Annotated in this window: 20 protein-coding genes; 11 read left to right on the top strand and 9 right to left on the bottom strand. The window is 67.8% G+C overall.

All coding sequences use genetic code 11. The features are described from left to right. Nucleotides 1-16 precede the first annotated feature (16 nt). The 3 genes from LJ737_RS07210 to LJ737_RS07220 all read left to right on the top strand — a co-directional run bounded on the left by LJ737_RS07210 (nt 17) and on the right by LJ737_RS07220 (nt 3,414). On the top strand, nt 17-1,846 hold the full coding sequence (locus LJ737_RS07210) for a S8 family serine peptidase (protein ID WP_227764157.1): 1,830 nt from the start codon (nt 17-19) through the stop codon (nt 1,844-1,846). A gap of 99 nt (nt 1,847-1,945) precedes the next feature. Next, entirely contained in the window at nt 1,946-2,671 is a 726-nt protein-coding gene (locus LJ737_RS07215; protein ID WP_227764159.1) for a hypothetical protein, read from the top strand. A 137-nt stretch (nt 2,672-2,808) separates the two neighbouring features. Next, a complete protein-coding gene (locus tag LJ737_RS07220; protein ID WP_227764161.1) occupies nt 2,809-3,414 on the top strand; it encodes a hypothetical protein in 606 nt (201 codons plus the stop codon). 144 nt (nt 3,415-3,558) lie between these two features. Here the strand turns inward: LJ737_RS07220 and LJ737_RS07225 are convergent, their stop codons facing one another. Further along, nucleotides 3,559-4,914, bottom strand: coding sequence for a M23 family metallopeptidase (locus tag LJ737_RS07225; RefSeq protein WP_227764163.1), 1,356 nt, complete (start codon nt 4,912-4,914; stop codon nt 3,559-3,561). Between the two features lie 293 nt (nt 4,915-5,207). Between LJ737_RS07225 and LJ737_RS07230 the strand changes: the two genes are divergently transcribed. The 5 genes from LJ737_RS07230 to LJ737_RS07250 all read left to right on the top strand — a co-directional run bounded on the left by LJ737_RS07230 (nt 5,208) and on the right by LJ737_RS07250 (nt 9,029). Continuing rightward, nucleotides 5,208-5,918, top strand: coding sequence for a helix-turn-helix domain-containing protein (locus LJ737_RS07230; RefSeq protein WP_227764165.1), 711 nt, complete (start codon nt 5,208-5,210; stop codon nt 5,916-5,918). A gap of 121 nt (nt 5,919-6,039) precedes the next feature. Then, the gene (locus LJ737_RS07235) at nt 6,040-7,002 is read left to right on the top strand and encodes a hypothetical protein (RefSeq protein ID WP_227764167.1); all 963 of its coding nucleotides are present in this window, start codon (nt 6,040-6,042) and stop codon (nt 7,000-7,002) included. Nucleotides 7,003-7,074: 72 nt separating this feature from the next. Then, nucleotides 7,075-7,935 (top strand): hydroxymethylglutaryl-CoA lyase, encoded by an 861-nt coding sequence (locus tag LJ737_RS07240; protein WP_227764169.1) that lies wholly within the window; start codon nt 7,075-7,077, stop codon nt 7,933-7,935. A 12-nt stretch (nt 7,936-7,947) separates the two neighbouring features. Beyond that, a complete protein-coding gene (locus LJ737_RS07245; protein ID WP_227764171.1) occupies nt 7,948-8,289 on the top strand; it encodes a hypothetical protein in 342 nt (113 codons plus the stop codon). 2 nt (nt 8,290-8,291) lie between these two features. Further along, complete coding sequence (locus LJ737_RS07250; RefSeq protein WP_227764174.1) at nt 8,292-9,029, top strand: (Fe-S)-binding protein; 738 nt, start codon at nt 8,292-8,294, stop codon at nt 9,027-9,029. A 122-nt stretch (nt 9,030-9,151) separates the two neighbouring features. Here the strand turns inward: LJ737_RS07250 and LJ737_RS07255 are convergent, their stop codons facing one another. From LJ737_RS07255 to dapA, 4 genes are all read right to left on the bottom strand, one after another. After that, nucleotides 9,152-9,517, bottom strand: a complete 366-nt coding sequence (locus LJ737_RS07255) for a hypothetical protein (RefSeq protein ID WP_227764176.1) — start codon at nt 9,515-9,517, stop codon at nt 9,152-9,154. 97 nt (nt 9,518-9,614) lie between these two features. Next, on the bottom strand, nt 9,615-10,283 hold the full coding sequence (locus LJ737_RS07260; protein WP_227764179.1) for a carboxypeptidase-like regulatory domain-containing protein: 669 nt from the start codon (nt 10,281-10,283) through the stop codon (nt 9,615-9,617). Nucleotides 10,284-10,546: 263 nt separating this feature from the next. Next, complete coding sequence (locus LJ737_RS07265) at nt 10,547-11,050, bottom strand: hypothetical protein (protein WP_227764181.1); 504 nt, start codon at nt 11,048-11,050, stop codon at nt 10,547-10,549. A gap of 40 nt (nt 11,051-11,090) precedes the next feature. Continuing rightward, on the bottom strand, nt 11,091-11,957 hold the full coding sequence (gene dapA / locus LJ737_RS07270) for a 4-hydroxy-tetrahydrodipicolinate synthase (protein ID WP_227764182.1): 867 nt from the start codon (nt 11,955-11,957) through the stop codon (nt 11,091-11,093). A 126-nt stretch (nt 11,958-12,083) separates the two neighbouring features. Here dapA and LJ737_RS07275 point away from each other — a divergent pair, with 126 nt between their 5' ends. Further along, complete coding sequence (locus tag LJ737_RS07275) at nt 12,084-13,028, top strand: polysaccharide deacetylase family protein (protein WP_227764183.1); 945 nt, start codon at nt 12,084-12,086, stop codon at nt 13,026-13,028. A gap of 272 nt (nt 13,029-13,300) precedes the next feature. Here the strand turns inward: LJ737_RS07275 and LJ737_RS07280 are convergent, their stop codons facing one another. The 4 genes from LJ737_RS07280 to LJ737_RS07295 form a co-directional block, all read right to left on the bottom strand. Then, complete coding sequence (locus tag LJ737_RS07280) at nt 13,301-13,681, bottom strand: rhodanese-like domain-containing protein (protein WP_227764186.1); 381 nt, start codon at nt 13,679-13,681, stop codon at nt 13,301-13,303. 81 nt (nt 13,682-13,762) lie between these two features. After that, the gene (ligA, locus tag LJ737_RS07285) at nt 13,763-15,811 is read right to left on the bottom strand and encodes an NAD-dependent DNA ligase LigA (RefSeq protein WP_227764188.1); all 2,049 of its coding nucleotides are present in this window, start codon (nt 15,809-15,811) and stop codon (nt 13,763-13,765) included. Between the two features lie 279 nt (nt 15,812-16,090). Continuing rightward, nucleotides 16,091-16,645 (bottom strand): DUF4920 domain-containing protein, encoded by a 555-nt coding sequence (locus LJ737_RS07290; protein WP_227764190.1) that lies wholly within the window; start codon nt 16,643-16,645, stop codon nt 16,091-16,093. A gap of 51 nt (nt 16,646-16,696) precedes the next feature. Beyond that, the gene (locus LJ737_RS07295; protein WP_227764192.1) at nt 16,697-17,542 is read right to left on the bottom strand and encodes a TapB family protein; all 846 of its coding nucleotides are present in this window, start codon (nt 17,540-17,542) and stop codon (nt 16,697-16,699) included. A 175-nt stretch (nt 17,543-17,717) separates the two neighbouring features. On the opposite strand from LJ737_RS07295, the gene LJ737_RS07300 reads away from it, so the two are divergent. Both LJ737_RS07300 and LJ737_RS07305 read left to right on the top strand, forming a co-directional pair. Then, entirely contained in the window at nt 17,718-17,972 is a 255-nt protein-coding gene (locus tag LJ737_RS07300) for a hypothetical protein (protein WP_227764195.1), read from the top strand. After that, a complete protein-coding gene (locus LJ737_RS07305; RefSeq protein WP_227764196.1) occupies nt 17,965-18,303 on the top strand; it encodes a hypothetical protein in 339 nt (112 codons plus the stop codon). The genes LJ737_RS07300 and LJ737_RS07305 overlap by 8 nt, the downstream gene beginning before the upstream one ends. Nucleotides 18,304-18,380 lie beyond the last annotated feature (77 nt).

Raw genomic sequence — 18,380 nt, forward strand, 5'->3', positions numbered from 1 at the left:
TCTTTCCCCGTTCCCGGTGCTGATTCGCCTGATGTTTGCTGGTTTGCTGGCCGTGGCCGTGGCCGCGCTGCCGTGGTGCCCGGCCGCGCCCCGGCCGGTGCCGAGTGCGCCGCCCGGCGCGGCCCCGGTCAAATGCTGGGTGTTTCTGCGCGACAAGCACGGCGTGGCGTTCGATGCGGCCACCTACTTCAGCCCCCAGGCCCGGGCCCGCCGCCGCCGCCAGCATCTGCCCGCCGCCGATTCCACCGACTTTCCGCTGCGCCTCGATTACCTGCGCCAGGTGCACGCCGCCGTCGACTCGGTGACGGGTACCAGCCGCTGGTTCAACGCCGTGGCGTGCTGGGCCACGCCCGCCCAGGTGGCGGCGCTGCGGCAGTTGCCCGGCGTCCGGGCCGTCGAAGCCATGCCGGCCCGGCCGCTGCAGGCGGCGAGCCGGCGGCAGCCCGCTGCCCCTCCGGCCGCCTTCCGCCGCGCCGCCTGGCCCGACAGCACCCCGCACCTCACGGCCGAGGAGCGGCAACTGGCCCAGCGCCAGACGCGCACGCTCGGCGGGGAGGTGCTGCGGCGCCAGGGCCTCGACGGCCGCGGCCTGCGCATTGCCGTGCTCGACGTGGGCTTCAGCGGCGCCGGCGTGCACCCGGCCCTGGCGCAGCTGCGGCGCGACCAGCGCATCGTGGCCACCTACGACTTCATGCGCCGCCGCCCCGACGCGTTTCACGGCGGGTCGCACGGCACCGAGGTGCTGGCTTGCCTGGCCGGCCGCTTGTCCGAGGGCATTCCGCTGGGCCTTGCGCCGCAGGCCGAGTACCTGCTGGCCCGCACCGAGGCCCTGCACCGCGAAACCTTCGGCGAGGAGGAAGCCTGGCTGGCCGCCGCCGAGTGGGCCGACCGCCTCGGCGCCGACATCATCAACTCGTCGCTGGGCTACACCGACACCCGCTACTTCCGCGAGCAGATGAACGGCCGCACCAGCCTGGTGGCCCGCGCCGCCAACCTGGCCGCCCGCAAGGGCATGCTGGTGGTGTGCGCCGCCGGCAACGACGGCGACGACGACCGGTGGCGCCTGGTGGGCACGCCCGCCGACGCCGACTCGGTGCTGGCCGTGGGCGCCCTCGACCCGGACACCTGGCTCACCACCGATTTCAGCTCCTGCGGCCCCGCCGTGGGCGGCCGGCTCAAGCCCAACCTGACGGCTTTTGGAGTGGTGATGACCGCCGCGCCCGGCGGCGACGTGCAGGAGCTGGAAGGTACTTCCTTCGCCAGCCCGCTCGTAGCCGGCCTGGCCGCCTGTGTGTGGCAGCAGCGCCGCGGGTTGAAGGCCATGGAGCTGTTTCGGCTGCTGGAGCACTCGGGCACGCTCTACCCGTACTTCGACTACGCCCACGGCTACGGCCTGCCCCAGGCCGGCCGCTGCCTGACCGCCGCCCCGCCGGCTCCGGTGGCGCCCACGCTTGATATCGTGGCCACAACCGGGGCGGTGCAGGTCGTGGTGCGGCCCGAAGCCACGCTGGTGCTGCGCCCGCTGCCGCTGTTTGCCGATTCGGTGGCGGCCGTCGGCACCCTGGCCGAGAGCAGCCGCAATGCCCCGCCGGTGCCGCGCCCGGGCCGCGAGCGAAGCTCCACAGCCCGCCCCGCCCCGTCGCCCGCGCCCGGCTTACCGCTCCCGCTGCCGTATCCCGATTACTGCTATTGGCACCTGGCCGACGCCCGCGGCCGCCTGCGCCGCTACGAGGTGCTGGAAGTGTCGCAGCGGGCGGTGCTGCGCTTGCCCGCCGGCAGCTGGCAGCCCGGCGACGTGCTGCGGGTGCACTACCGCGGCTACACCGCCGAAAAACCTTTGCCTTAGCGTGGTATGCCGTTACTAGTCGTGAGCAGATTGAGAAGCCTGCCGTCAGCACTCCACCCCCAGGCGCCCCGTCCGGACGCGCACCCCGCGCCGCGCAGAATGGGGAGGGCACTGGCGGGCTTGGGCTTGGCCGGGGCGCTGCTGGTGCTGCCGGCCGCGCCGGCCCGGGCCCAACGGGCGCTGCTCAGCACCGACGTGGCCGCCGATACCGCCCGGCAGACCTACGGCCCGCACCGCCGCCACTTTCGGCACCTGTACCTGGCCTACCTGCCCGTGCTGGGCCAGCCCGCCGGCCGCGGCGCCGACCTGCGCCCTTGGAACTCGGCCGAAACCGTGCTGGGCCTGCGCGAAAAGCTGCAGCTGACCCCGCTGCTGGCCGTGGGGGCCGATGTGCGCTACGTATTTGTGCGCTACGGGCTGGCCCAAAAGGCCGACAAAATGCTGCCCGACCCGCTGCTGCACCACCGCGAGGCCCTGCTGCTGCACCGCACCGACCTGGAAGGCTGGGCCCGCCTGCGCTTCGGCCGGGCGGGCAACACCGTGGGCCGCTACCTGGACGTGAGCGGCTGGGGTGGCTGGGTAGCCGCCACCGCCCACCGCACCGAGGACGAACCCAACAGCGGCCGCGCCAAACGCGTGAAAACCACCGAAACCGGCCTGCCGTACCTGCGCCGCTGGACCTACGGGGCCGGGACCCGCCTCGGCAGCCAGCGCCTGGCCCTTACCGCCCGCTACCGCCTCAGCGACACCTTCCGCGGGCCGGTTGCCGCCGCCGTGCCCGAGCTACCGCGCTGGACGGTGGGCCTGGAAATCGGTGTGCTCTGAAGCGGCCGGGCGCAACCACGACAATATCCTTGCGTACCGGGCAACAAAACAGCTTGCCGCTGCGATATTCGCGGCTCGTTGCCCGCCGCTGCCGCCGCTTGCGTATACGGCGTACTCCCCCTGACTCACCACTCCCCATGAAACACATATTGCTCCCCGCTGCGCTGCTGCTGTTGCTGGCCCAGTCGTCCTGCGTGACGACGGACCGCGAGGTAGGCACGTCGAGTAACCCCGAGCGCGTGTACACGCCCAAACCGGAGGCCGAGCGCAGCCGCCTCAACAGCCGCACGGTGCTGCGCACCGTGCAAACCCAGCACGCGTTTTCCGACCGCGGCAGCAAAGACAAGTTTGTACTGCTGCTGCAAGGCCCGAAAATCATCGACGCCAACGCCCGCTTCCTGATCATCTCGGCCAAAGGCGACACGCTGCGCAACGAGGTCATTCCGGCCAAAGCCCTGATCGATGACCGCAGCCTGCAAAACGACCCGCAGGCCTCCTCGGTGCGCACCCGCGAGCTGGCCATTCTGCAGGGCATGAACCGCTTCTTCGCCGACGACAAGTTCACCTCGCCCGCCATTCCGCGCACCGTCACCACCGCGCCGGAGGGCAGCGACCCAGAAGGCTGGAGCGCCGTGCAGGCCGACAACCGCGCCGTCGGGTTTGATTACATCGACGCCTCGGGCCGCGAAAAGCGCATTGCCTACGCCAAAAAGCTCAACAAAGCCGTCATCGTCGCGGAGTAATGCTGGTGGGGCGCTGACGGCCACGGTGCAACCGTGCTGGTCTTGCTGATCCACGCCATGCCAACAACAAAAGCCCATTCCCGCGCAGGAATGGGCTTTTGTTGTAATAGGGGTAAGGCGCAGGCGAGCCGGCCGTGCTACCGGTTAGCCATTGCGGACCCAGCCCACGCGGCCGGCCGCGTTGCGCACCAGGCGGTAGCCGCTCCATTCGCCGAGCACGGCCACGCGGCTGCGGGCGGGCAGCGTGTCCAGCGGGGCCGCCGTAGCCGTAGGCAAGCTCAGCAGGTCGGCCGGCGCGGGCAGGGCTTCGCGGCGCAGGGCTTCCGTGGCCACCGCTTTGGCCGGTACGTAGCCCAGGCGGCCGGCGGGCGTTTGTACCCGCAGCCACTCGGTCGTGGCGCCCACCACGAGCAACGGGGCGTTTTTGGGCAAGGCCGCCGGCTTGCCGTTCGCCGCGACGGGCGCGGTTAGCAAGGCGGTGCGGCTGCCCGTCAAGCGCACCCACTGGCCCAGGCGCTCGGCCGGGGTGCGCGGGGCGGCCGGCTCCCGGTCGGCGCGGCGCACAAACGGGTAAGGGTCGACGGCGCCGCGGCCACCGCGGTACACGCCGAAATGCAGGTGCGGCGGGGTGGTGCGGGCGTTGCCCGTGTTGCCCACCAAGCCCAGGGTGTCGCCCGCTTTCACCAGCGTGCCGGGGCCGACCAGCTGCTTCGAGAGGTGGGCGTAGTAGAGGTGGTTGCCGTGGGTGTCGCTGAGCCACACCACCAGCCCGCCGCGGGGCGTGTCGCCGACGCGGGTAATCATGCCGGGCGCCGCCGCTACCACGGGCGTGCCTTTGGCGGCAAAGATGTCGACGCCCTCGTGGCGGCGGGCGCCGTTGTCGCGGTCGGCGCCCCAAAACGAGCCGGCCGCCGCGTCGCTCTTGCCCTGCACCGGGAAGGCCAGCGAGGGGGCACGCTGAATGCGGACGGTGAAGCGGGCCGAGCGCAGCAGCTCGGGCTGCACGCGCAGCAGGTGCTGCTGGTCGTCGGTGGCCACGTAGCTAAAGGTGCGGGTGGCAGTATCGGCCGAGGCCAGGGGCCGCAGGCGGCCGGCCGAGGTCGGGTCCAGTTCAAAAGCGTCGAGAAACACGCGCACATCGGCCGTGGCCGGCTCCACAGTCAGGCTGATGTTGATTTTTTCGCCCGCACGCACCGCGTAGCGGTAGGACGCAGCAAAGGCCTGCTCGGCCCGGAAGATGCCGGTTTCGCGGAAGGGCAACGTCACCACCAAAGAGTCCTGCAAGGCACGGTCGGCGGCCAGCAGCCAGTCGCGGCCCAGGGCCGTGCGGTCGAGGCCCGACTGCCGGAGTTGGCGGGCGTACGCCTCGTGGGCGGTGCGGGGCTGGTTGAAAATGCCCTGCAGCGTCTGTTGCTTGCCGCAGGAAACCAGGAAGAAGGAGAACAGGAATATCGATAAAAGCCAGCCCAGCGGCCGGCGCGTCGTCGTCAATTGGCGCATACCAGGGCAGAACACCGGCAGGGGGCGCAACGTTCGGTACCGCGGGAGGCCCCGCCGTGACAGGACGCGACCCTTGATTAGCAGGTAGTTGCCGAGCCGGCTTGGGGGGTGCAGTATTGGCCGAAAGCCGTCGCGCCGGTAGCCAGGCCCGCTTGGGAAGCAGGTCGACAACCCCGCCGCCGACGGTGCTGGCCCCGTCGGCCAGGGCACCAAGGCGGCCGCCCTGGGGCGGAGGCGGGGGCGCAAGCGTGGCGGAAGCTGTAATATTGGCGTCTGCCTATCGTGTCATTGCTATGTTTTCGCCCGACCGTATTCTGACTATTCGCAAAAGCCGGGGTCTTTCCCAGGAAATGCTGGCCGAGCAATCCGGCGTGAGCTTGCGCACCATTCAGCGGGTGGAGCAGGGCGACACCGTGCCGCGCGGCCACACCCTGCAGGCCCTGGCCGCCGCGCTGGGCGTGACCCTCGACGAGTTTCGCGCGGCGCCGGAACGCGCCATGGTCCCGCCGGCGGGGCCGGCCGAGCTAGGGAGCAGCCCGCTGACGGTGCCCACGGCGGCCCAGGTGCCCGCCCTGCGGCCCGCAGCCGAGGACGAAGCGGCCCTGGCGCACGTCCGGCTGCTGGCCAGTGCGCCCGCGCTGCGTGAGGACCCGCAGTTTCTGCAGCTGCTCAACCTGAGCGCGCTCAGCTTTCTGGTGCTGCCGCTGCTCAATATCATCCTACCCGTGCTGCTCTGGCGCGCCCGCCGCCACGATACGGCGCACGTGGCCGAAGTCGGCCGGCGGGTGCTCGGCTTTCAAGTGCTATGGCAGGTCAGCAGCACGGCGGCCTACTTGGTGCTGGTGCTCATCAACTGGGTGGCGGCGAAGTACTTTCACACCAAGTTTCCCGGGACGTTTCTCGGCGTGTTCGTGGTGTCGTACCTGCTCAACGTGCTGGCGGTAGGCTACGAAGCCCTGCGCTTACGGCGCGGCCAGCTGGATATTTACCGGTTTAGCTTATAGTTAAATTGCTGGTAATAAGTTAGTTGTTGGAAATGGCGGTGAAATGGCGGCAATATGACGCACGGCCGGGCGAGGGCAGCGGGTAGGTTTGACCCAGTCTTTCAGCCCAACTCCCGGCCCCATGAAAACCCTCGCCAAAATCCTCCTTTCCGTTGTGCTGCTGCTCGTGCTCGGCGGCCTGGGCGGCTACTTCTACATGCAGCAGAAGTTTGCTCCGCCGGCCAACCAGCTCCGCGTCACCGGGCTGCCCGCCCAGGGCGTCTTCGTGTGGCAAGCCGACGCCAATGCCCGCCGCGCCCACCAGCTGGTGCCCGTGCGGGTGCCGGGCTGCGCCCGCACTTGCTACCTGCAATTCGACACCGGCGCGCCCTACACCGTGTTCTACGCCCACCCGCTGGCTGCCCTACACGCCCAGTACCCCGCCGCCGGCCCGGCCCTGCTGCCCCAGGCCGATACCGTCCGCAACCTGGCCTTCCGGCTGGCCGGGGCCCGGATGCTGGTGCGTCGGGCGCCGGTGCTCCAATACGGCGCCCACACGCTGCCCGCCGACACTGCTGCCCCCTTCATCGTCGGCACGCTCGGCGCCGACGTGTTGGAGGGCCGCGTGCTCGTCATCGACTACCTCCGCCGGCGCTTCAGCCTCTACGCCGCCGTGCCCGACAGCCTGGCCGGGCGGGCCGACTTTGTGCCCCTGGAGCTGAAGAGCCGCCGCGTGATGCTCAGCGCCACGGTGCCAGGGCAGTCGGGCCCGCTGATGTTCGACAGCGGCAGCAGCGCCTTCGCCCTGCTCACCAGTCAGAGCCGCTGGCAGGAGCTGCGCCGGCCCGCCGCGCCGGTGCGCACCACGTCGGTGAATTCCTGGGGCAAGACGCTCACTACCCACACGGCCCCCACCGCGGCGGCCCTGCGCCTGGGCGCGACGGAGCTGTCCCTGGGCACCGTGAGCTACATGACTGGCATGAACCTGATGCAGCAGCTGCTGACGCGCGTGTCGGGCCTGGCCGGCATGTTGGGCAACGAACCCTTCGCCGGCCGCACCATCATCCTCGACGCGCCGGGCGGCCGGTTCGGGGTGCTGCGCTAACCGCGGGCGGGGCCGGGCGGTTGTCGGTGGGGCCGCTACCTTTACGGCCCATTCCCACCGCTTCTGCTCCCCATGAAACTCATCGAGTGCCCCCGCGACGCCATGCAAGGCTGGCCGGACTTCATCCCGACGGAAACCAAAACCGCCTACCTCAACCAGCTGCTGCGCGTGGGCTTCGACACGCTGGACTTCGGCTCCTTCGTTTCGCCCAAGGCCATTCCGCAGCTGCGCGACACGGCCGAAGTGCTGGCCGGCCTCGACCTGAGCCAGACCCGCACCAAGCTGCTGGCCATCGTGGCCAACCTGCGCGGGGCCGAAACCGCCGCGGGCTACTCCGAAATTCAGTACCTGGGCTTCCCGCTGTCGGTGTCGGAAACGTTTCAGCAGCGCAACACCAACAAGAGCATCAGCGAGGCGCTGGCAGAAGTGGCCCAAATGCAGACCCTCTGCCAGCAGCGCGGCAAGGAACTGGTGGTGTACCTCTCTATGGGCTTCGGCAACCCCTACGGTGACCCGTGGAACCCCGAAGTGCTCGGCGAGTTTACCCGCAAGCTCGACGCGCTGGGCGTGCGCATCGTGGCCCTGTCCGACACCATCGGCGCCTCCACCCCGGAAACCATCATTCCGCCCTTCCGCGAGCTGACGGCGGCCTTCCAGCACATTGAATTTGGCGCCCACCTGCACACCACCCCGCCGAGCTGGCGCGAGAAGGTGGACGCGGCCTACAGCGCCGGCTGCCGCCGCTTCGACGGGGCCCTGGGCGGCATCGGCGGCTGCCCCATGGCCGCCGACGAGCTGACCGGCAACATGGCCACCGAAAACTTGGTGGAATACCTGCAGGAGCAGGGCGTACCCACTGGGCTAGACCTGGAAGCCTTGGCCGCCGCCCAGCGCATGAGCGCGCAGGTGTTTGGCCAAACCCTCGCGCACTAGCAACTTGCCGCTATGGAAGCCGCCACGCCCACGTCTTGGAAAACCCAGCCGCTGCCCGCGCAGCGGGAGCGGGTCGAGTATGCGCGCCAGTTCAGCGCCGCCGAGCTGATCCAGCTGCCGCTGACGCCCGCTGCGGACGGCGAGGCCACGTCCGCCGCATTTTGGGTGAGCCGCGACCCGGCCGAGTACCCCAGCACCGACGCGGCTGCCGACCAGCAGACGCTGACCTTTCTCATCGACCGGCTGCTGCTCGGCCGCCCGGTAACTTTTCCCGCGCCCGCCGCTATGCCGTCGGAGCAAGCGGCCGTGCTGCGCCACCACGTGGTCGGCCACGGCCGCTCCAATCAACCGTAACTATGCCTGCCGCCCTCGTTGACCTTTTCATCCCCTGCTTTGTCGACCAGCTCTTCCCCGACACCGCCATGAACATGGTGAAGGTGCTGGAGGCCGTCGGCTGCCAGGTGAACTACAACCCCGCCCAGACCTGCTGCGGGCAGCCCGCCTACAACGCCGGCTACCGCAAGGAAAGCCAGCAGGTGGCCGAGAAATTCCTCACCGACTTTGCCGGCCCGGCCGAGCGCTACGTGGTAGGTCCCTCGGCCTCCTGTGTGGGCATGGTGCGCAACCACTACGGCGAGCTGCTGGAAGACTCGCCGCGCTGCGCGGAGTTTCCGGCCATTCAGCGCCGGGTGTTCGAGTTTACCGAGTTCTTGGTGGGCGTGCTGGGCGTGACGGAAATTCCCGGCGCCAAGCTGCCCGGCAAGTACACCTACCACGACTCCTGCTCGGCCCTGCGCGAGTGTCAGATTCGCGAAGAGCCGCGCCAGTTGCTCGACTCGGTGGCCGGCCTGGAGCGCCTGGAAATGGCCGAAACCGAAACCTGCTGCGGCTTCGGCGGCACCTTCGCCGTGAAGTTCGAGCCCATTTCGGTGGCCATGGCCCAGCAGAAAGTAGAGCACGCTCTGGCCACCGGCGCCGAGTACCTCGTCAGCACCGACACCAGCTGCCTGATGCACCTGGACGCCTACATCCGCAAGGAACGGCTGCCCCTGCGCACCCTGCACGTGGCCGACGTGCTGGCCAGCGGCTGGTAGGGGAAGCTGCCGACCCGGGCCAAGAGCAGGCCGCGTAAACGCACAAGCCCCCAGCAACCACTTGCTGGGGGCTTGTGCGTTCTATACCTACCGCGAAAGGGCGGCAGTGGGCGGCGCGGTGCTTAGTTGAGCACGGCGGCTTGGCCTTTCAGTACCTGGCGGGCCATGGCCAGGTTGGTGTCGGCCGAGTTGACGGCCAGGTAGATGAACTTGCCGCCGTCGGCCGACAGCTTCAGCAGGTGCAGCTGGTCGGTGAGCGTGAGCAGGATGTCCTGCACCGTTTGGTTGAGTTTCAGGGCCTGGATGGCCTTCAGTTTCTGCTTGATAACCTCCGTGTTGTAAGCTGCGGCGGTTTCGGCGTCGAACGAAGCCATGTTGGAATGGTGGGCCAGCGGCATGCCGGTTTCGGTTTCCACAACGGCAACGGCAACGAGGGAGGGCAGCTCCTTCAGGATGTTCTGAACAGCTTCTTTAGGCGTAGTAGCCATGATACAAGGGAAAATGAGGAAAAAAATCGGGGGAAAGCTGCGCCTAAGCCACTGCGGGCGCCGCGCAACGTCAAACTAGGCAGGATGCGGGCCGGGGCTAGAAGAACAGGAAGCGGTGCTTTTTCTGCGGCGCTGCGTCGGTGTCGCGGGGTACCAGCGTCACGTTTTCTGTGCGGCCGCCCACGACGGTCATTTCTTCTTCGGCGTAGCCGGCATAGCCGTATTGCAGGGTGGCCGGCTGACCGGCGGGCATGCGCATGGTGTAGTTACCGTTGGCATCAGTGCTGACGCCGTTGCGGGTGCCTTTTTGCCAGATGGTTGCGCCCACCAGCGGCTTGCCGTTTTCGTCGAGGATGCGGCCCCGGACGGCCACCGTGCGCAGGGCGGTGGCTTCGGCGGCTACGGCGTCGGCGCCGGCCAGCGCCGGGGCTTTGGCCACGGGCAGGCGGTTGCCGGCAAAGACGGCGCTGCCCAGCAGTGCCCCGCCCATCACCAGCCCGGCCGCCCGGCGGCGGAACCGCTCCGGTTCGGTGCGGATCAGGTCGAACTGCCGCTGCACCCAGCCCAGGGGCTTCACGGCGTGGCCCTTGCTCTGCAGCTCGTGAAAGCGGCGCAGGGTCTCGTCGGCCGTCTGGGCGTTGGCCTTCAGGTAAGCGTCCACCAGGGCCGTGTTGGCACCCGACAGGTCGCCGCGCAGGTAGGCGTCGCGGTAGGCGGGGAGGAGCTGGCCGGAGGTGGGGTGGAAGGGCGTGGCGGAGAGTTTCATGCGGGCGGCGGTTGAGCGGTGTGGCCTGTGAGAGTGATACAAAGGTGCGGCGCCCCGCAACGGGCCGCTCGTTTACTCGCCGAATCAGGGGAAGTGCTAAACGAAGGACGGATTACGGTGGGTAAACCGCGGCCCGCGCTTCGATGGCGGCTGGGCACCCCGCCTGGCGCCGCCAGCCAGAGGATGAGCAAGGCTAGCGGGCAAAGCCGACTTTTCCCTTCCAGTCGATTGTGGTCAGCAGCACATAGGTGGTATCCGACTGCTCAGTGGCCAGCAGGCGCACGGCGCGTATAGGCTTGGTTCACACCGGGAGCATAGCCTTGGTGCTGCTCCAGCGGACCAACGGGCGTAATCAGCTCCCTCTGAATAGCGCTTAGCAAGCCCCCGCTACGGCGAATCGCGCAACGGGCGTCGGAATACTCGACGGGTTGAGCAAGCAGGGCAAAGACCGGGACAGAAACCAGCGCGAAGAAAACCCGGTCCAACAGGTAGGCGCCGGCCAGGGCCGCCGGGTAGACAAACCAGCCGCCGAAGTAGAGTTTGCCCGCCCAGCCCAACTGGCGGCGCAGCAGAAAATAGATGCTCGCCGCCAACCAGGCGGCGACGAAGGGCAGCGCATCGGCCCACTGTCCGCGTAAGGAGAGCCGGGCCACGCGGAACGCCAGTAGTTGCAGCAACGCCAGGCCCCAGCCGCTCAGGTGTATCCACCGAAGCAACTGGGGCCTAGCGTTGATTGACGGCAGCTGAGTCAGGCCAAACGTGAGCAAATAGTAACTCAGCGCCGTGCCGACAAGCCAACCGGCCTTTTTACAGCAGCGCCTTGATGCGCGCTTTCAGGCCTTCCGAGGCCTCCAGCAGCGGCAAGCGCACGGCGCCGGGAATTACGTCCAGCAGCTCCAGGGCGGCTTTCACGCCCACGGGGTTGGCCTCTTCGTACATCAGCGGGTTCAGCGGTAGCAGCTCGAACAGCAGTTGGCTGGCGGCTGGGTAGTTGCCGGCCAGCGCGTGGCGGGTCATGTCCGAGAACTTGCGCGGGAAGGCGTTGGCCAGCACCGAGATGATGCCCACCCCGCCGAACGAGATGAGCGGAGTGGTGAGCATGTCGTCGCCGGAGATGAGCAGGAAGTCGGCGGGCTTGCCGGCGGCAATCTGCATGCACTGCTCCACGTTGCCGCTGGCTTCCTTGGTGCCGATGATGTTCGGGTGCTGGGCCAGCGTGAGGGTGGTTTCGGCGGTGATGTTGGAAGCCGTGCGGCCCGGCACGTTGTAGAGCAGCACCGGCACCGGGGCCGCGTCGGCCAGGCGCTGGTAGTGGGCCACGATGCCGCGCTGCGTGGGCTTGTTGTAGTAGGGCGAGGCCGACAGGATGGCCGTAATGCCCGCCAGATCGGTGCTGCGGATGGTGCGCTCCACGGCGGCCGTGTCGTTGCCGCCGATGCCGTAGACCAGCGGCACGCGGCCGGCCACGTGCTCCTTGGCCACGCGCAGGATTTCCGCTTTTTCCTCCGTGGTGGTGGTCGGCGACTCGGCCGTGGTGCCGTTGATGACGAGGTATTCCACCCCGCCGTCGATGACAAAATCGAGCAGGCGGCGCAGGGCCGGGTAGTCAACGGAGAAGTCGGTGGGGGAGAAGGGCGTAACCAGGGCGACGCCGGTGCCGTGAAGTTTGTGCATGAGGGGCCGAATCCGTTAGTTTTGTAGGGTGAACCGGCCCGGCGAAGGTACGAAGGCGTCAGGCTTTGGCCGGTTCCGCTAGCTCGAATTCCTCCCTCAGGCCGCTCCGGCCGCTTCTTACCCCGCATGTCGCAACGTTTTTCTGCTCTCCTGCTAGGCACCGCTGCCCTGGCCGCCGGCCTCGCCGTGTCATCCTGCAACACCGAAAAGGCTTCGGCTTCGGAATCCGAAGCGCCAGCCAACGCCACGGCCGAAGCCATGTCGGGCGCGGCGGCCACGGCGGCGGAGGAAAAAGCCGCTACCCCGGCCGATGCCACGACCTCGGCACCTGACCCGAGCACCATTCCGGCCTCGGCCGTGGGCAACGCCGCCGCCATTCTGGCCCGCCCGCAGGTGCCCATTCTGTGCTACCACCAGATTCGCGACTGGCGCGCCAAGGACTCCAAAGGCGCCAAGGATTACATCGTGCCGGTGGACCGCTTCAAGGAGCAGATCAAGATGCTGGCCGACTCGGGCTACCACACCATCCTGCCCGACCAGCTCTACGCCTACCTGACCACCGGCGCCAAATTGCCGAGCAAGCCGGTCATGCTCACCTTCGACGATACCGACCTCGACCAGTTCACCGTGGCCAAGCCCACGCTCGACAAGTACGGCTACAAGGCCGTATACTTCGTGATGACCGTGTCGCTGGGCCGCCCCAACTACATGAGCAAGGCGCAGGTGAAGCAGCTCTCCGACGAGGGCAACATCATCGGCTCGCACACCTGGGACCACCACAACGTGAAGAAGTACCAGGGCCAGGATTGGGTGACGCAGGTGGAGAAGCCCACCAAGACGCTGGAAGAAATTACCGGCAAGAAAATCAACTACTTCGCCTACCCCTTCGGCCTCTGGAACCCCGAAGCCATTCCGGAGCTGAAGAAGCGTGGCATGGTGGCCGCCTTCGTGCTGGCCGAAAAGCGCGACCAGCAGGACCCGCTTTTCACCATCCGCCGCATCATCGCCTCGGGCTACTGGAGCCCCAAGACCCTGCACAACAGCATCGTGCAGAGCTTCGACGGCAAGTAAGAAGCTTGGGCTAGCACCGGTTCACCCCGTGGTCATGGCGAGCGAAGCGCGCAAGCCGTCCGCTCGCGGCAAGCCGGTGAGAAAAGCCCTTACTAAGAAACAGCAGCGCCCGAGACTGATGCTACAGTCTCGGGCGCTGCTGTTTTCGGGAAGTAGGCATTGCGTCGGCGGTGTTACTGGAAGACGGCTTGCCGCGCTTCGCTCGCCATGACAACGGGATGCCACCATCTTGCTTCCTCGCAGTGAGGGCAATGCATTCGTTGCGGAAGCTCTTACTCCACCGCCAGGCCGGCGGCTTTCAGCGCCTCGAATCCGCCCGCGTTGACCACGGTCTTGAAGCCGTTCTGCAGCATGAGGGTGCCAGCCTGGGTGGCGCGGTTGCCCGATTTGCAGTAAAGCACGTAGCTCGCGTTCGGGTCGAGCTTGGCCACTTGGTCGGCAAAGTCGGTGGAGAGGAAGTTCACGTTGCGGGCGCCGCGCAGGTGGCCGGCGGCAAACTCGGCGGGCGTGCGCACGTCGAGCAAAATCACACCGGGCTTGGCCAGCTGCTGCTGAGCCTGAGCGGGCGTCACGGTGGGGGCGGTTTGCGCCTGGGCGGCCGCAGCCGTCAGGGCCAGCATCAGGGCAAAGAAGAAGGGTAGAAGCTGTTTCATAGCGAGAATGAAAAAAGGCGGACGCGCTGCCAAGGTAACAACGCGTCCGCCCGATAACGTGCCGCCTGAGATTAAATTTTCCTACAGCCCGCCGTCGGAGACCATGGCCAGCAGCTCGGTTTCGCCGATGATGGGCACCTTGAGCGTGGTGGCCTTTTCGCGCTTGGCCGGGCCCATTTTGTCGCCGGCCACCAGGTAGCTGAGCTTTTTGCTGATGGAGCCCGTCACCTTGCCGCCGTTGCGCACAATGACCTGCTCCAGCTCCTCGCGGCTGTGCTGCTCAAATACGCCCGACAAGACGAACGTGAGCCCGTTGAGCCGGTCGCTGAGCGGCTGCGGGGCCTCACCCGTGAGCTGCAGCTGCACGCCGGCGGCCCTGAGGCGCTCCACCAACTGGCGGTTGGCTTCGTCCTGAGCCCACAGGGCCACGCTTTCGGCAATGACGCCGCCCACTTCGGGCACGGCGGCCAGCTCGTCTACCGACGCACTCAGAATCGGGTCGATACTGCGGTAGTGGGCGGCCAGCTTTTCGGCCACGGTTTCGCCCACATAACGGATGCCCAGGCCGAAGAGCACCCGGTCGAAAGGCACTTCCTTGCTCTGCTCCAGACCCAGAAACATGCGCTGCACCGATTTTTCGCCCAGGCGCTCCAGGTTCACCAGCTCCTCGCGGCGCTGGGGCAGGTCGTAGAGGTCGGCCGCGTCGCGCACCAGGCCCAGGTCGAAGAAGCGGCCCACGGTTTCGGCGCCGAGGCCGTCGATGTTCAAGGCCTTGCGCGAGACGTAGTGCTCCAGCTTGCTTTTGAGCTGGGGCGCGCAGCCCCGCTCGTTGGGGCAGCGGAAGTGGGCCTCGCCCTCGGGGCGCACCAGCGGCGTGCCGCAGGCCGGGCAGGCCGTGGGGTACACGATGGGCACCGCGTCGGCCGGGCGGGCCGAGCGGTCCACGCCAGTGATTTTGGGAATGATTTCACCGCCTTTTTCCACGAACACCATGTCGCCCAAGCGCAGGTCGAGGGCGGCAATCTGGTTGGCGTTGTGCACGGAGGCGCGCTTGACGACGGTGCCGGCCAGCGGCACCGGGTCGAGCAGGGCCACGGGCGTGACGGCCCCGGTGCGGCCCACCTGGTAGATAATGTCGTTGAGGCGGGTGCGGCCGGCTTCGGCGGGGTACTTGTAAGCAATGGCCCAGCGCGGGCTCTTGGCCGTGTAGCCCAGCAGCTCCTGCTGGCGCAGGTCGTCGACTTTGATGACAATGCCGTCGGTGGCCACCGGCAGCTCGAAGCGGCGCTTTTCCCAGTGGTGGATGAATTCCAGCACGCCCTCAATCGACGCGGCCTTGCGCCAGGTGTCCGACACAGGCAGGCCCCAGCTTTTCAGCGCTTCCAGGGCGGCGCTGTGGGTGGGGAAGTGCCGTCCGGTGCTCAGGAAGCTGTAGGCGTAGAAGCGCAGGCGGCGGGCGGCCACCTGGGCCGAGTCCTGCAGCTTGAGGGTGCCGGAAGCGGCGTTGCGCGGGTTGGCCAGCAGGGCCTCGCCGTTTTGCTCCCGCTCGGCGTTGAGGTCGTTGAACACCCCGAGGGGCATGAATATCTCGCCGCGCACTTCAAAGTCGGCCGGAACGGGCGCCCCGCCGGCCGGCGCGTGCAGGGCCAGCGGCAGGGTTTTGATGGTGCGCACGTTGCTGGTCACCACGTCGCCGCGGGTGCCGTCGCCCCGGGTGACGCCCTGGCTGAGCTGGCCGTTTTCGTAGCGCAGCGACATGGCCACGCCGTCGAACTTCAGCTCGCAGACGTACGCGTACTCGGCGCCTTCGAGGCCGCGCTGCACCCGCTCGTCGAACTCGCGCAAGTCGGCTTCGGAGTAGGTGTTGGCCAGGCTGAGCATCGGAAAGCGGTGCTCCTGCGTCGGGAACTGCTTGGTGATGGTGCCGCCCACGCGCTGGGTGGGCGAGTTGGGCTGGGCGTACTCGGGGTACTGCTTTTCCAGCTGCTGCAGCTCGCGCAGCATGTGGTCGAACTCCTGGTCCGACACCTCCGACACGTCGTTCTGGTAGTACTGGTAGTTGAGGTGGTGCAGGCGCGCGGTGAGGTGGCGGATTTTATCCTGAACGTCCTGGGAGGCGAAGAGGTCCATAGAGCAGAGGAGGGGAAAAGCGGAAGCGGCGCGGTAAAATTACCCCGAACCGCGTGGCTAAAAATACTAGCGCGCCGTCTTTTCGCGGAGGCCGACCCGCCGGCCTGAAAGCCAGTCGGTTGCCGTGCCGGGTGCCCCTGATACACGGTTAAGGGCCGCGCCGCACACAAACCGGGTGTGGTAAAAGCAGTGGTGGGGCGGCCACGAGGCGCGGCGCCACGCCGGTTCGGGTTGGCCCCAGAATCCGGGACGCCCGAACAATTCGTCTAAAGCCAGGGGCTAGTTTTTGATCAGCACGCCGTCGGCCAGGAAGTTGACCTGCTGCACGGGCTTGGTGATGGCGGCCACTTCCTTGTCGGATTTGCCGGCGTCCTTGGCGTAGTGCTGCTGGTCGGCCACCGATACTTCCTCGCGGTGCACCCAGCCGTCGATGACCACGGTTTTGCCCTTGGTGTCTTTGGGCACGAAGAAGGCGTAGTCCTTGAAGCGTACGCGCATTTGCTTGCCGTCGGCCGTGGCCAGCGTCATCCAGCAGCCCTTGGCCTGGCACACGTCGCTGGCCTCGCCGATGAGCTTCACCTTGGCCGAATCCTGGGTGCCGAGCAGCGTGGGGAGAGCCGTCATGGGATGGGCGCCTTCTTCGGTGACGGCGGCGCCGTACACCTTGCCGGCGGCGGTAGTGGTGGCTGCCGGTCCGGCCGAATGGGCTTCCGCGTCGGCTTCGGCCTTGGATTCGGTGGCCGGTGCTTTCTCAGCGGCGGTGTCGGACGTTTGCTGCTGGCAGGCAGTGAAGAAGGCCGCGGCGGCCGTCAGGGCGAGTAACGTTCGTTTCATGCGAAGTGTGGGGTGGGACAAACCGCACCAAACTTACGCATTCAGCGGCAGTTAGCGCGCAGCGCCGGCGGTGCGTTTGATGAGCACGGCGGTGTGGTCGGGCTCCTTGTCGGCGTCGTGCATTTCGGAGCGCACCATGCCCACCCCGGGCGCGTAGTAATCGACCACGCGCTTGACCGAGCGGCGGGCTATGTCGGCGCGGGCCTGCGTCACGTACTCGTAGCGCGACTCCACCTTATAGCACTGAAACGTGCCGGCGGGCGTGGTGATGCTTTCGGGCCCGCTGAGCCGGCGTTCCGACACGTCGGTGATGACCTGCGCAATGTCGACGCTGGGCGAGCTGACCTGCACCGTGAGCTTGCCGCCCGGCAGGGCGCCGGCCGTGGGCTGGTTGGGCCACGCCAAGTGCACCGGCTCGTAGGCGAAGCGCCGGTCGCGGAAGGAGCGGAGCATGGCGGGGTCGAGCAGCAGGCGGCCGTCGGTGAGCACCGTGTCGCGGCGGCAGAGGTAGACGTATTCGTCGTTGCGCTGCAGGCGGTTGCTGGCGTCGTAAAGGGAGCTTTTCAGCAGCACTTCGGTGTAGGCCGGGGCCTTCTTGGCGGCCTCGTGGGGCGTGATGCGGGCCACTTTCAGAATCTGCAGGCCTTCGGGCTTGTTCTTTTCGTTAAGCAGCTGGTACGTCAGCTCGGTGCCGTCGCTGAGGCCGAAGGGATGCTCGCAGCTGGGGGCCGCGCCGGTGGGGGCGGGCCGGGCCATGGCCGCGGACGTGTCGACGGGCGGGGTGCCGGCGGGGGCCGCCGTGGTGAGGGCCTGCGGAGCGTCGGACGAGCGGGCGCAGCCGGCCGCGAGGGCCAGCAGGGCAAGGAAAGCAGGGAAGCGGAGCGGGTGGTGCGGCATAGCAGGAGAGGAGGTCGGCAACGGACGGGCAGCGGGGCTGCCGCGCCTGCATACGCAAAAGCCAGGCTTGGGGTATGCACCACCCGCGGCCGGCTTGCGTATGGCGGTATGCGGCCGCGGTGCTTTCTTGCGCCCGGGTTGCGTCGTTGCAGCCCCGTTTTCGCCGCTACTTGCTATGGCTGATTCCACCCAATCTTCCGCCAACTGGGCCGACATGGCCGCCTCGCTGCTCTCCAAACTCTCGGGCGGCGTGGAGCTGGCCTGCACCTTCGAGCAGATGGAATTGCAGATGCCCAATCCCCAAAACCCCGCCGGCGCCCCCACCACCTGGCGACTGAACGGCTCCCTGCGCATCCGCACCAAGGGCGACAACAAGCCCGCCGGTCAGCTGCCGCCCGCCGCCAACCCGAACCCCGGCATCGGTGGCTAGCGGCCTCGAACTGGAGGCCCGCCTCGTCATCAGCTGGAACGGCCACGACATTCAGCTGGCGGCCTCCGGCACCTACATCATTCTGAATTTGCCCAGCGCCCAGGTGCTCGACGAGCTGACCGGCGCCGGCAAGCCCAAGGACCCCGCCAAGCCCAAAGGCCCCAAGGGCCCCGACCCGCTGCAGCAGCTCAACGATTTGATGCGCCGCCTCGGGCTGGTGCTCGACCTGCGCGTGGCCGGCAAAACCTGGGTGACCTTCGGGGCCGGGCGCGGGCCAAAAATCACGCTCAACGCCGTGCTGGGCAAGATTGGTTCGTTTTTCCGGGGCTAAAATTTTCGGCCGTAAAAAGCGCGGGTAACCCTGGCTACCCGCGCCCTTTTTTGCGTACCTTGGGGGAAGCGCCACCC

This window comes from Hymenobacter sp. 15J16-1T3B (assembly GCF_020711235.1).
In the GTDB taxonomy this organism is placed as follows: domain Bacteria; phylum Bacteroidota; class Bacteroidia; order Cytophagales; family Hymenobacteraceae; genus Solirubrum.